The organism is Streptomyces sp. NPDC001401 (assembly GCF_042895385.1).
Taxonomy (GTDB): Bacteria; Actinomycetota; Actinomycetes; order Streptomycetales; family Streptomycetaceae; genus Streptomyces.
The window spans coordinates 480,474-493,024 of sequence record NZ_JBIAWI010000004.1 but is presented as its reverse complement, the minus strand read 5'-3'; the positions used below and the strand labels follow the sequence as shown (position 1 = coordinate 493,024).

12 protein-coding genes are annotated in these 12,551 nt (G+C 71.1%); 10 read left to right on the top strand and 2 right to left on the bottom strand.

The genetic code is table 11. The features are described from left to right. The first annotated feature begins 283 nt into the window (after window positions 1-283). From ACFY10_RS17570 to ACFY10_RS17535, 8 genes are all read left to right on the top strand, one after another. Window positions 284-715 (top strand): hypothetical protein, encoded by a 432-nt coding sequence (locus tag ACFY10_RS17570; protein ID WP_390666010.1) that lies wholly within the window; start codon window positions 284-286, stop codon window positions 713-715. A 121-nt stretch (window positions 716-836) separates the two neighbouring features. Continuing rightward, window positions 837-1,727, top strand: coding sequence for a L,D-transpeptidase family protein (locus ACFY10_RS17565; RefSeq protein WP_390666009.1), 891 nt, complete (start codon window positions 837-839; stop codon window positions 1,725-1,727). A gap of 158 nt (window positions 1,728-1,885) precedes the next feature. Further along, window positions 1,886-2,503, top strand: a complete 618-nt coding sequence (locus tag ACFY10_RS17560; RefSeq protein WP_390666008.1) for an RNA polymerase sigma factor — start codon at window positions 1,886-1,888, stop codon at window positions 2,501-2,503. Window positions 2,504-2,581: 78 nt separating this feature from the next. Next, window positions 2,582-3,385: a hypothetical protein gene (locus ACFY10_RS17555; RefSeq protein WP_390666007.1), complete on the top strand. Its 804-nt coding sequence runs from the start codon at window positions 2,582-2,584 to the stop codon at window positions 3,383-3,385. 245 nt (window positions 3,386-3,630) lie between these two features. Next, a complete protein-coding gene (locus ACFY10_RS17550; protein WP_390666006.1) occupies window positions 3,631-4,380 on the top strand; it encodes an SDR family oxidoreductase in 750 nt (249 codons plus the stop codon). A gap of 73 nt (window positions 4,381-4,453) precedes the next feature. Further along, on the top strand, window positions 4,454-5,293 hold the full coding sequence (locus ACFY10_RS17545; protein ID WP_390666005.1) for a helix-turn-helix transcriptional regulator: 840 nt from the start codon (window positions 4,454-4,456) through the stop codon (window positions 5,291-5,293). 387 nt (window positions 5,294-5,680) lie between these two features. Continuing rightward, window positions 5,681-6,343 (top strand): RNA polymerase sigma factor, encoded by a 663-nt coding sequence (locus ACFY10_RS17540; RefSeq protein ID WP_390666186.1) that lies wholly within the window; start codon window positions 5,681-5,683, stop codon window positions 6,341-6,343. Beyond that, on the top strand, window positions 6,343-7,368 hold the full coding sequence (locus ACFY10_RS17535) for a hypothetical protein (protein WP_390666004.1): 1,026 nt from the start codon (window positions 6,343-6,345) through the stop codon (window positions 7,366-7,368). The genes ACFY10_RS17540 and ACFY10_RS17535 overlap by 1 nt, the downstream gene beginning before the upstream one ends. Before the next feature lie 206 nt (window positions 7,369-7,574). Here the strand turns inward: ACFY10_RS17535 and ACFY10_RS17530 are convergent, their stop codons facing one another. Next, window positions 7,575-8,399, bottom strand: coding sequence for a L,D-transpeptidase family protein (locus tag ACFY10_RS17530; RefSeq protein WP_390666003.1), 825 nt, complete (start codon window positions 8,397-8,399; stop codon window positions 7,575-7,577). A 276-nt stretch (window positions 8,400-8,675) separates the two neighbouring features. Here ACFY10_RS17530 and ACFY10_RS17525 point away from each other — a divergent pair, with 276 nt between their 5' ends. Beyond that, window positions 8,676-10,256 carry a methylmalonyl-CoA mutase gene (locus tag ACFY10_RS17525; protein ID WP_390666002.1) on the top strand — a complete coding sequence of 527 codons (1,581 nt, stop codon included), beginning with the start codon at window positions 8,676-8,678 and terminating at the stop codon, window positions 10,254-10,256. A gap of 116 nt (window positions 10,257-10,372) precedes the next feature. Here the strand turns inward: ACFY10_RS17525 and ACFY10_RS17520 are convergent, their stop codons facing one another. Then, window positions 10,373-11,803, bottom strand: coding sequence for an FAD-dependent oxidoreductase (locus ACFY10_RS17520; protein ID WP_390666001.1), 1,431 nt, complete (start codon window positions 11,801-11,803; stop codon window positions 10,373-10,375). Between the two features lie 72 nt (window positions 11,804-11,875). On the opposite strand from ACFY10_RS17520, the gene ACFY10_RS17515 reads away from it, so the two are divergent. Next, the gene (locus ACFY10_RS17515; RefSeq protein WP_390666000.1) at window positions 11,876-12,526 is read left to right on the top strand and encodes a TetR/AcrR family transcriptional regulator C-terminal domain-containing protein; all 651 of its coding nucleotides are present in this window, start codon (window positions 11,876-11,878) and stop codon (window positions 12,524-12,526) included. The last annotated feature ends 25 nt before the right edge of the window (window positions 12,527-12,551 follow it).

The following is a 12,551-nucleotide window of genomic DNA, read 5'->3' as shown; positions in this document are numbered from 1 at the left end:
AGTGTTCGACGGAAACATCCGCCTGCCGGAGGGCGTGACCCCGTGACGGATGACGAGGTGGTCGACACGCCCGTCGCGGCCGCCGTACGAGGCGCGGCAGTCGTCCGTGCTGCCTGGCGCCGCCTTCACCGACGTACGAAAGCCGAAAAGGTTGTACAACCCCTGTGACTTTCCTGTGTGTTGATCGACACGCCTGTGACCCGTGATGTTCCTGGTGTCGCATCCGCTGGTCGAGCGGGGGAGCAGAAGGGCCCCCGCCGGCCGAGCGAAGGGGTGGGGTCCCATGAGCACAGTGGACGAACGAATTCCGTGCGCGGGTGAGATGCGGTCGTGTGCTGCGGCATTTGTCGCGCGCGTCACCGCGCGCAACCGGCTGCCGCTGGACTACTCCGTGGCCAGCCTGCGCGTCGTCGACTTCCTGGTCGACGGGTTGCGCAAGGGCGGGGCCGACCGGGAGCGGGCCCGCGAGACGCTGTTCGAGCTCGGCGCGTACGTCGGTGAGGTGCTCGTGCGCCGTGCGGGGGCGGTGTGGGTGGACTTCGACGCCGACCAGTGCACCTACTTCGGCCAGCCGGTCGGCGTACGGATGCCGGACGGGCGGGTCTGGAACCCCGTCGGCAAGGTCCACAACCGTTTTGAGGTGGGCGGGCCCGAGGAGTCCCTGCAGACCTTCTATCTGATGCTGCACGGGCGGGCGCGGCGCGCCGTGGCCTGACGGCCCGTCAGAGCCACGAATAGTTCGCACTCATTTCCTTTCACCCATTTTTATCCATTTCCATGTCTCGCACCCGTCGAAGGGTTATTTCGTGCTGCCCGCTTTCCGTTCCCGTGCCCGTGTGCGTACGTGTTCTGCCGCAACCGCCGTCACCGGCGCCCTGTTGCTCGCATCGGCGTGTGGGCATCAGCGGCCGGACGGCGCGGAGGCGGCGCAGGCCGGGGCCGAGAGTGCGGTGGCCGAGGTGTCGTCGGCCGCCTCCGGTACGCCCGGCGCGTCCAAGTCGGCATCCCCGTCCGCATCGTCCTCCGCCTCCCCGAGCGCGAAGGCGAAGAAGAGCGCCTCTGCACATCCCAGTGCTTCCTCCTCCGCCGCAACGGCCGGGAGCACCCAGCAGAAGACCCCGACGCCCACCACCCCCAACTTCCCTGTCCCGGCCTACCCCGGCGACGCCACCCAGCTCATCACCGTCAAGTCCAGCGGCTCCTACGCCACCGTCACCGCCTGGGCCAAGGGATCCTCCGGCTGGAAGGCGCAGTTCAGTACGGCGGCCGGGCGGGTCGGGTCCAACGGTGTCGTCGACGGGGCGACCCGGCGGCAGAACACGTACACCACGCCCTCCGGGACGTACACGATCACCGAGGGGTTCGGGGTCGAGGCGGGCGGGACGGGCATGCCGTACACGGTGGTGAACTCCACCCACTGGTGGGTTGAGGACCCGGAGTCGAAGTTCTACAACTCGATGCACACCGCCGCCGGTGCCGACTTTCCGCTCACCGAGAGCGGGGACAGGGGCAGCGAGCATCTCGTCGACCATCCGGTGCAGTACGCCAAGGCGCTCGTCATCAACTTCAACCGGTGGCCCGCCACGCCCGGCCGCGGCGCCGGGATCTTCCTGCACATCAACGGGCAAGGCGCGACGGCCGGTTGTGTGTCGGTGCCGCGCGCGACGATGGAGCAGATCATGGCCTGGATCAAGCCAGGCGCCCATCCGCGCATCGCGATCGGCTGATGAGCGCCGTGCGGACGGCGCACCCGTCACATCCGCTGGACTGTGACACTTCTGTGACTGCTGACGCTGAAGATCGTGGGGGCGTGCACACGGCCGGACGTGTCGCGCAGTGCGGGCTCGGCAGAGCCCGCTTCGCACTCGCACGAACGAGGACTGTGTTGGGCCAGGGACGGGAACCCCGCCGCGGGCAGGCGTACGACGGGGAGCTGGGGGCGGCCGTCGCGCGGGCCCAGGAAGGCGACGAGGCCGCCTTCGCGGTCGCGTACCGGCTCGTGCAGCCCGGCCTGCTCGGCTATCTCCGCGGGATCGTCGGCGGCGACGCCGAGGACGTGGCCTCGGACGCCTGGCTCGAGGTCGCCCGGGACCTGGCGCGGTTCAAGGGCGACGGGGCCGGCTTCCGCGGCTGGACGGCGACCATCGCCAGGCACCGCGCCCTGGACCATCTGCGGCGGCAGAAGGTACGGCCCCGGTCGTCGGCGCTCGAGCAGGACGTACTGGAACTGCCCGGCCCGCACAGCACCCACGACCAGGCACTGGAGGCGCTCTCCACCGAGCGCGCCCTGGAACTGGTCCGCAGCCTGCCCCGCGACCAGGCCGAGGCCGTGCTGCTGCGCGTCGTCGTCGGCCTCGACGGCCCCGCCGCGGCCCGCGTCCTCGGCAAGCGCCCCGGCGCGGTGCGCACGGCCGCGCACCGGGGGCTGAAGCGCCTCGCGACCCGGCTCGGCGCCGCAGGTGTGACGAATGAGGATCCCCGGACGCTGGGGGAGTCGAAATGAACGACAACGACGGCATGAACGTCAAGGACGGCAGGAACGGCCACGACGGCCGGCCGTCGGACAGGGATGGATACGGACATGGGTGAACGGCAGAGCGACGGCAGCGCCCGCAGCCGTCGGCGCGTGCACCCCGACGGCATGACGGCCGGCGCCGAGGTCGGGCCCGCCGGTCCGGTGCTGGAGATCCTGCTCGCCGCCGCCATGCGCGAGAACGCACTCGACGCCGAGGGCGAGCAGCGGGCGGTGGCCGCGTTCCGGGCCGCCCGGGCCGCCGGAGTGCACCGGGCGCGGACCCGGCGCCGGGACGACTGGCGGCCGCGCGAGCAGCGCCGTATGCGCCGCTCGCTGAAGGCCACCCTGACGATGGCACTGGCGAGTCTCACCCTGGGCGGCGTCGCGGTCGCGGCGATCGGCTCGGTGGGCTCGTCGGACGACGACCACGGCAGCAGCCAGCAGCACCCCTCGGCCGGAGCCTCCGGCAACACCGCCGGCGGGTCGTCCGCCTCCGGCACGCCCGGCGCCTCCGGCACGCGGGAGCGTCCGGACACGGCGAAGGACACCGAGGCCCACTGCCGGGCGTACGAGAACGTCAAGGGCAACGGCAACGCGCTGGACTCCACGGCCTGGCAGCGGCTGATCACGGCCGCCGGCGGCGAGAAGAACGTCGCCGCGTACTGCGCCGCCCAGCTGGCGCAGGCGACCGCCACCGGCAACCCGGGCAACAGCGGCAAGTCCGACAACGCTGGTAAGGGCGGCAGTACGGAGAACCCGAGCAACTCGAACGGCTCGGGCGGCTCGGGTGGCTCGGGTGGAACCGACACCTCGGGCAGCGCCTCCGGCAACGGCCAGAAGGCCGACAAGACCACCGGCAAGGGCAACTGATCAAGAGCAACTGATCAAGAGCAAGCTGGGCGGGTCGACGGGCACCCGGCGGTGGTTCTTCTTCGCCCGACCAAGGTGCGGTGGCGATCGTCGGCTGCTGGGCGTGGGCACGTCCAGGGCTGTCCCCACCACGCAGGGACCGCTGATCCATGGATAAACCTTCCTCTCCCGCGCCTTCGCGGGCGCTCCTACGGTCGAGGCTGCGGGCGCTCACCGGCCCGCCGTAGCGAAGGAGAGAGACCCCCATGAAGATGACCGGCAACACGATCCTGATCACCGGCGGCACCTCCGGCATCGGGCTCGGCCTGGCCCTGCGTCTGCACGAGGCCGGCAACAAGGTGATCGTCGCCGGCCGGCGCAAGGAACTGCTCGACGAGATCACGGCCGAGCACCCGGGCATCGACGCGCTCGTCCTCGACGTCACGGACCCCGACTCGATCACCCGGGTCCGCGAGACCGTGGCGGCGAGCTACCCCGACCTGAACGTCCTGGTCAACAACGCAGGCATCATGCTGCGGGAGAACCTCCTCGACCCGGCCTCGCTGCCGGTCGCCGAGGACCACGTCACGGTCAACCTGCTCGGCACGATCCGGGTGACGTACGCCTTCCTGCCGCTGCTGGTGGGCAAGGACGACGCGGCCGTCGTGAACGTCACCTCGGCGCTGGCGTTCGTGCCGCTGCCGATCACCCCCACCTACAACGCGACCAAGGCCGCGCTGCACTCCTTCTCCGAGAGCCTGCGCGTACAGCTCGCGCAGGCCGACGCCGGCGTCCAGGTGATCGAGGTGGCCCCGCCGGGCGTGCGCACGACCCTGCTGGGCCAGCAGGACGACGAGAACTCCATGCCGCTGGACGAGTTTCTCGACGAGACCCTCGGGATCCTGCGCGACAAGCCCGACGCGAAGGAGCTCGTCGTGGAGCGTGCCCGGTTCGTGCGCGACGCGGAGGCCAACGGCTCCTACGACAACGTCCTCGCCATCCTCAGCGGCGTCTGAGCGAAGGATCCGTGCTCAGCCATGGATCGGCGGTCTCTGGATAGCCGGGCGGGGAGCGGTGAGGATGGTGGGCATGGACAAGAAGGAACTGGCGGAATTCCTGCGCCACCGGCGTGAGGCACTGCGCCCGCGTGACGTCGGGCTTGCCGAGGGGGCGCGCAGGCGTACCCAGGGGCTGCGCCGCGAGGAGGTCGCCCAGCTCGCCGGCATGTCCACCGACTACTACGCCCGCCTGGAACAGCAGCGCGCCCCGCAGCCCTCCGTCCAGATCACCACCGCCCTCGCCCGGGCGCTGCGGCTGACCCTGGACGAGCGCGACCACCTCTTCGTCCTCATCGGCCACAACGCCCCGGCCCGCTTCCACCGCTCCGAGCACGTCAGCCCGACGCTGATGCGCGTGCTGGACCGCCTGGACGACTCCCCGGCCCTGGTGCTCACCGACATGGCCGACACCCTCGCGATGAACCCGCTGGCCATCGCCCTGCTCGGCGACCAGACCCGCCACACCGGCCTGGCCCGCAGCGCCTACTACCGCTGGTTCATGGACCCCGCCGAGCGCCTGGTGTACCCCGAGGAGGACCACGAACGCCACGGCCGCGCCCAGGCGGCGCGCCTGCGGGTCGCGCTGACCGCCGGCAGTGACATCCCCCGGGCCGCCCGGATCCTCGCCGAACTCCAGGAACACAGCCCCGAGTTCGTCCGCCTGTGGGAACTCCAGGAGGTCGCCCAGCGCTACGACGAGGGCAAGACCATCCTCCATCCCGAACTCGGCCGCATCGACGTCGACGGCCAGGTCCTCTTCACCGAGAACCGCGCCCAGACCCTGGTGGTGCTGACCACCCGCCCCGGCACGGAAAGCCACAGCAAGCTGGAACTGCTCTCGGTCATAGGGCAGCAGCAGCTCACCACCTGACGAGGCGCAGGCCCATCTGCCGAGGTCGCTACGGACTCGGCACTGTGGCCGATCCGGACGAGGTGACCGCGTACCTGTCGGTGGGTGGCGTCACCGATGCTGCGCATCGTCGCAGGTCAGAGCCCCCAAACCGAAGCAACGGCCGGGGCCGCCACCCCCCACAGGAGAGGCCCCGGCCGTCGCGCGGTCGGGCCGCGCGGCGGCCCGTACTTTCTTCAGCGCCGTGAGTGCGGTTTCTGTCACACCCCGGGTACAGCTCGCCCCATTGCAGGTGGTTGCATGTTGTACGGACATGGACGAGCAGCGGTTTCAGGTCGTAACGTGCCTTTCGCGCCGGGCGTGGGAAGACGTATGACCATCGCAGACCATCGAACGAGGATCCATCGGGTGCTGGGGGACGACGCGGAGCTGACCGCCGCGGTGCTTGCGGCACAGGACGGGAGCGAGACCGCGTTCCGGACTGTGTACCGGGCGGTGCACCCACGCCTGCTCGGATACGTCCGGACACTGGTCGGCGACCCGGACGCCGAGGACGTCGCGTCCGAGGCCTGGCTGCAGATCGCCCGTGATCTGGACCGGTTCAGCGGCGACGCGGACCGCTTCCGCGGCTGGGCCGCCCGGATAGCCCGCAACCGTGCGCTCGATCACATACGGATGCGCGGCCGCCGCCCCGCGATCGGCGGTGACGAGACGGAGCTGACCGGCAGGGCCGCCGAGTCCGACACCGCCGGCGAGGCCATCGAGTCCCTGGCCACCGACCACACGCTCTCGCTGATCGCCCGGCTGCCGCAGGACCAGGCCGAAGCGGTCGTGCTGCGCGTGGTCGTGGGCCTCGACGCCAAGACCGCCGCCGAGACGCTGGGCAAGCGCCCGGGTGCCGTACGCACGGCGGCGCACCGCGGTCTGAAGCGGCTCGCGGAACTGCTCGGCGAGGATCCGGAATCGACGGTCGGCCTGGACGGGCTGCCGCCCCAGAGAGGACCGCGGGGTCGGGCGGTGACGTCCGCGAGTGTGACGCAAAGCGTTGCGCGAACGCAGAAGGACATGTGATGGCCGACGAGCAGGGCAGGTGGCTGGACCGCGAAACAGCGGAGCTTTTGCTGCGCGGAGAGTCACTCGAAGCCGTCGATGCCGCCTCCCGGGACGAGGCCGAACGACTCGCGAAGACCCTTGAGGGGCTGGTCGTCGAGTCCCCGCTGAGCAGCGCCGAACTGCCCGGCGAGGCCGCCGCGCTGGCCGCCTTCCGCGCGGCTCGGTCCGGCGCGCGCGCCGAGGAGGCCGCCGCCGGCCGGTACCGTGCCCACCCCCGGACCTCCGATGCCGGGCTCGTCCGCATAGGCGGCTCCGCCCCGGACCCCCGGCGCTCCCGCTGGGGCCGGCCCGCGCGCTTCGGGCTGACGGCCGTACTGGCCGCCGGCATGGTCGGCGGCGTTGCGTTCGCGGCGACGACCGGAGTGCTCCCGACGCCGTTCGGCAACGACGAGCCCGGCCCCGTCGCCTCGGTCTCGGCCGGTGTGAGCCCGGACCGCCCGCTCGTGTCGCCCTCGCAGAACAGCGCCCTGGGCGACCCCACCCCCGACGGTTCCGCCTCCCCCTCCATCGACCCGACGACCCCGCACAGCTCGGCGGGCGACGGCAAGTCGGCCAAGCCGGGCTCCGGCACCGACGACGGGCGGGCCACCGGCGGCGGCTGGTGGCTGGGGGCCCCGTCGGCCTGCCGTGATGTGCGCGACGGCAAGCGGCTCACCGGCGACCGCAAGCGGGCCCTGGAGGGCGCGGCGGGCGGCTCCGGCGCGGCCCGCGTCTGGAAGTACTGCAAGACCGTCCTCAGCGACACCGAAGGCACGTCCCGCGGCGGCGACGACAAGGACGGCAAGGACGGCAAGGGCAAGGGCGACCAGGGCAACCAGAACGGCAAGGGCGGCGATCAGGGCGACCAGGGCGGTGACGGCGACGGCCACCACATAGCCCCCGGCGGCCCCACCGTCACCCCTTCCCCTCTCCCGCCCCTCCTGCCGAGGCAGCTGCTGACGACGCCGGCCCCGAGGCCGACGCCGACGTACAGCACGCTCTGACCTGCAGTTTTGTGGCTCGCGAAATTTTCTTTGTCCCCCCAGTAACGTTTTCGGCCCTGCCCGCGCAGTACTGAGTGAGCCGACTGGTCATCGGCCGTCGCACAGAGCCGGGGTTCCCCCCGTACCCACGGCTCGTGCACCTTGGCGCGGGCGGGACACGTTCCCCCGGTCCCGCCCGCGCCCCACTCGTCTCAGGCCGCCCGGCCTCACCGGTACACGACGACCTTGTCGCCGTTCCTCACCTGCGCGTACAGGTCGGAGATCGCCGCCTCGTCCCGGACATTGACGCAGCCGTGCGAGCCGCCGGCGTAACCGCGGGCCGCGAAGTCGTACGAGTAGTGCACGGCCTGGCCGCCGCTGAAGAACATCGCGTACGGCATGGGCGAGTCGTAGAGCGTCGACCAGTGGTGGCGGGACTTCCAGTACACGTGGAAGACGCCCTCGCGGGTGGGTGTGCCCGTCGCGCCGAAGCGGACCGACATCGTCGACACCGTCCGTCCGTCGATCATCCAGCGCAGGGTGCGGGTCGTCTTGTCGATGCACAGCACCCGCCCGGTCAGACACCGCGGATCGGCCGGACCGGCGGGCTGGCCGCCCATCAGGTACAGCTCCCACTTCCCGGGCTCGTGTGTCATCTTCAGCAGCCGCTGCCAGGTGACGGTGTCCGTCTCCCCGGTCTTCGGCAGCCCGCGCTTGCCCTGGAACCCCTTGACCGCGTTCTCGGTCAGGTCGTCGTACGTGCCGGTCGGACCGTCGTAGAGCCAGGCGACCTGGCGCAGCCGGGCCTGGAGTTCGCGGACGTCGTCGCCGGAGTCGCCGCGGGACCACAGGACGGCGGGGCCCGCTGCCGAGGGGGACGCGCTCGGCCTGTCGTCGGAGCCGGCCCTGGTGGAGGGGGCGGCGGGGGCCTTGCTGCCCGGCAGCTGGATGTGCACGGGCGAGTGGCCCTTGCCGTCCGTGCCCTGCACGGTGCAGCCGCACACGGTGACCAGGGCCGCGAGTGCCGCTGCAGCGGCGATCGAGCTCCCCATGCCTGTGATACGCACTGAGACCCCCGTAGTCCTCACCGATGGAACCGACAGACCCGCGTGTCACCTGAGATGCTGCCCGCGGATGACTGGTTGCGAACGGCGGGGCATGGTTGTGACGGGGACCGCAAAACTGCTGTGAGGAAGGTCCCAGCGTGCTCCCCTCCACCGACTGCACGCACACCGCTACAGTCCGCAGGAGGGTCGGTCTGTACTGGCGAGTAACCGGCAAGAGAATCGAGCAATCGACGTAATTGCTCAGCGGGAGGCATCACACCAATGGCGCGTGAGTCGGAGTCCGGACTGCCCATCGAACCGGTCTACGGGCCTGCGGAACTTGCGGGCTGGGACCCGGCGGAGAAGCTGGGCGAGCCCGGTGCGTATCCCTTCACCCGCGGCGTCTACCCGTCGATGTACACGGGCCGCCCCTGGACCATGCGCCAGTACGCCGGTTTCGGTACGGCGGTGGAGTCCAACGCCCGCTACAAGCAGCTCATCGCCAACGGCACGATGGGTCTGTCGGTCGCCTTCGACCTGCCGACCCAGATGGGCCACGACTCCGACGCCCCCATCGCACACGGCGAGGTCGGCAAGGTCGGCGTGGCCATCGACTCGGTCGAGGACATGCGGGTGCTGTTCGGCGGGATCCCGCTGGACAAGGTCTCGACCTCGATGACGATCAACGCACCGGCGGCCCTGCTGCTGCTCATGTACCAGCTGGTCGGCGAGGAGCAGGGCGTCCCCGCCTCCCAGCTCACCGGCACGATCCAGAACGACGTGCTGAAGGAGTACATCGCGCGCGGAACGTACATCTTCCCGCCGAAGCCCTCCCTCCGTCTGATCGCCGACATCTTCAAGTACTGCAAGGCCGAGATCCCGAAGTGGAACACGATCTCGATCTCCGGCTACCACATGGCCGAGGCGGGAGCCTCCCCCGCGCAGGAGATCGCCTTCACGCTGGCCGACGGCATCGAGTACGTCCGCACGGCGGTCGCCGCCGGCATGGACGTCGACGACTTCGCGCCCCGTCTCTCCTTCTTCTTCGTGGCCCGTACGACGATCCTCGAAGAGGTCGCCAAGTTCCGTGCGGCCAGGCGTATTTGGGCCCGCGTGATGAAGGAGGAGTTCGGCGCGAAGAACCCGAAGTCGCTGATGCTGCGCTTCCACACGCAGACGGCGGGCGTCCAGCTCACGGCCCAGCAGCCGGAGGTGAACCTGGTCCGGGTCGCCGTCCAGGGCCTGGGCGCGGTCCTGGGCGGTACGCAGTCCCTCCACACGAACTCCTTCGACGAGGCGATCGCGCTGCCCACGGACAAGAGCGCCCGCCTCGCCCTCCGTACCCAGCAGGTGCTGGCGTACGAGACGGACGTGACGGCGACCGTCGACCCCTTCGCGGGCTCGTACGTCATCGAGAAGATGACGGACGACGTGGAGGCGGCCGCCGTCGAGCTGATGGCCAAGGTGGAGGAGCTGGGCGGCGCGGTCAACGCGATCGAGCACGGCTTCCAGAAGTCCGAGATCGAGCGCAGCGCCTACCGCATCGCCCAGGAGACCGACTCCGGCGAGCGGGTCGTGGTCGGCGTCAACCGCTTCCAGCTGGACGAGGAGGAGCCGTACGAGCCGCTCCGCGTCGACCCGGCCATCGAGGCCCAGCAGGCGGAACGCCTCGCCAAGCTCCGCGCCGAGCGGGACCAGCCGGCAGTCGACTCCGCCCTGGCCGCCCTCAAGAAGGCCGCCGAGGGCGAGGACAACGTCCTGTACCCGATGAAGGACGCCCTACGGGCCCGCGCAACGGTGGGCGAGGTGTGCAACGCGCTGCGGGAGATCTGGGGGACCTATGTCCCCTCGGACGCGTTCTGACCCCCGGGGGGAGCGCCCCTGAAGGGGCGCGGGGCTGTATCGATTTGCGGCTCCGCCGCGTGGGCGCGACCAGCCACGACGGCGCGGCAGTCGATCGACGACCCATCGCGGCACTGTCAGCGGAGTCCCAGCCCCGCGACATAACCCCGCAGCCCCGTAGCCGAATCCCCCGCCCACCCGACGTACCCGTCCGGCCGTACGAGGAACAGCCCCTCCCCGTACGGCTCCAGGGCGGAGCCCTGGACAATCCGCACGGACGCCACACCCAGGCCGGGTGCCTCCACGCCCAGCGCCACCAACGTCCAATGCGGCCCCCGGAACGCCTCGAAGAGGCGTACACCGCCCACCGTCGCGTCCGGCGCCCGGTCGCCCGCCCGCACCGCACCCGCGGCCGTCCGCGTCTCCTGCGTGAGCGACGACTCCCGGTACCCCAACCCAAGTTGGACCGTCGCCGCCCCGCGCCGCACCTCGCCCCGGTGCACGCCGGTGGAGATCCCCAGCATCCGGTCGGCGATGGGCCGCCGCTCCTCCTCGTAGGTGTCGAGGAGAGCGGCCGGCGCCCCGCCGTGCAACACCGCACCCAGCTTCCAGCCGAGGTTGTAGGCGTCCTGCACGCTGGTGTTGAGGCCCTGGCCGCCGGCGGGGGAGTGAACGTGCGCCGCGTCCCCGGCGAGGAAGACGCGCCCGGCCCGGAAGCGGTCCGCGAGGGCCGCGCGCGGGCGGAACTCCGAGGCCCAGCGGACCTCCGTCACGTCCTCCGGGGCGAGATGCGAGCGCGCGGCGGCGACCTTGCGGATGCCGTCCAGGGAGAGGTCCACCGGGGTCCCCTCCGGGAACTGGGCGACCAGCTGGAAGTCCTCCGTACCGGCGAGCGGGCAGATGGAGAGGTAGCCGTCGCTGTCCCCGTGCGGCGGGAAGATGTGCCAGTTGTCGCGGTCCAGGCCGGTGATCCGGACGTCCGAGACCAGGACCGGGTTGGGGTCGACAGTGTCGCCGGTCATGCCGATGCCCAGCGTGCGCCGCACGGCCGAGCGTCCGCCGTCGGCGGCGACGACGTACCGGGCGCGAAGGTCCGGCCCGGACGCGAAGCGCACGCTCACGTCGTCCTCGTCCTGGTCGAGCCCGACGACCTCCCGGCCGAACTCCACCCGCCCTCCCAGCTCCTCCAGCCGCGCGAACAGGATCTGCTGCGTCCGCCACTGCGGCACCATCCAGGGCTCGGTGAAGGCCGAGTCCCCGGCCGCCTCCTTCACCTCGTCCGCGTCGAACATCCGGTGCTCGCCGACCCGCTTGCCGTCCTGCCAGAGCATCCCGACCGGGTAGCGCCCGCCGGCCGCGAGGATCGCGTCCAGTACCCCGAGGTCCTCCAGGACCTCCATGGTGCGCGGCTGGAGGCCCTTGCCGCGCGAGCCCGGGAACAGCCCGTCCGCCTTCTCCACGACCAGCGCGTCCACTCCCCGCCGGGCGAGGTCGACCCCGAGGGCCAGGCCGGTCGGGCCCGCCCCCACGATCACGACATCGATCACTGCATCTGCGGCAAGGCTCATGATCCACTCTCCTTAACGCTGTTAAGTTCCCTTGGCTCCGAGAGTGCCCTTAACGCTGTTAAGCTGTCAAGCGTGAGTACGGAACGACGCGCGCCCCTCGACCGCAAGCGGGTCGCGGACACCGCCCTGAGGCTGCTGAACGAGGTGGGCCTGGACGGCCTGTCCCTGCGGACCATCGCCAGGGAACTGGACGTCAAGGCGCCCGCCCTGTACTGGCACTTCAAGGACAAGCAGGCGCTGCTCGACGAGATGGCGACGGAGATGTACCGCCGCATGGTCGCCGGGATCGCCCTCGATCCCGGTGACACCTGGCAGGAGCGGATGGCCAAGACGTACCGCGGGCTGCGGGACGCACTGCTCGGCTACCGCGACGGCGCCAAGGTCTACAGCGGTGCGCGCTTCACCGGAACGGACCACGCCCGGGAGATGGAGGAGAACCTACGGCTGTTCACGGCCGCGGGGTTCACCCTCGCCGAGGCCGTCCGGGCCAACCAGACCGCGTACGCGTTCACCATCGGTTTCGTCACCGAGGAACAGGGCGTCCGGCCGCTGCCCGACGAACGCCGCGAGGGCTATGACGTGGCCGAACGGGCCCGGCTGCTCGCGGAGTTCCCGCTCTCGGCCGCCGTCGGCGCGGAGCTCTTCGAGGACTACGACCGGCACTTCGAGGAAGGGCTGGAGCTGGTCGTTGCGGGGATCGAGGCGCGGTACGGCAGCGCCTGAGCGTCGCGCCGGAGTCCGGTGAACA

Bases quoted from the DNA above. Each gene is read 5' to 3' on its own strand.
- ACFY10_RS17570 (WP_390666010.1), top strand. From the start codon at position 284: ATGAGCACAGTGGACGAACGAATTCCGTGCGCGGGTGAGATGCGGTCG.
- ACFY10_RS17555 (WP_390666007.1), top strand. From the start codon at position 2,582: ATGGGTGAACGGCAGAGCGACGGCAGCGCCCGCAGCCGTCGGCGCGTG.
- ACFY10_RS17550 (WP_390666006.1), top strand. From the start codon at position 3,631: ATGAAGATGACCGGCAACACGATCCTGATCACCGGCGGCACCTCCGGC.
- ACFY10_RS17545 (WP_390666005.1), top strand. From the start codon at position 4,454: ATGGACAAGAAGGAACTGGCGGAATTCCTGCGCCACCGGCGTGAGGCA.
- ACFY10_RS17535 (WP_390666004.1), top strand. From the start codon at position 6,343: ATGGCCGACGAGCAGGGCAGGTGGCTGGACCGCGAAACAGCGGAGCTT.
- ACFY10_RS17530 (WP_390666003.1), bottom strand. From the start codon at position 8,399: ATGGGGAGCTCGATCGCCGCTGCAGCGGCACTCGCGGCCCTGGTCACC.
- ACFY10_RS17525 (WP_390666002.1), top strand. From the start codon at position 8,676: ATGGCGCGTGAGTCGGAGTCCGGACTGCCCATCGAACCGGTCTACGGG.
- ACFY10_RS17520 (WP_390666001.1), bottom strand. From the start codon at position 11,803: ATGAGCCTTGCCGCAGATGCAGTGATCGATGTCGTGATCGTGGGGGCG.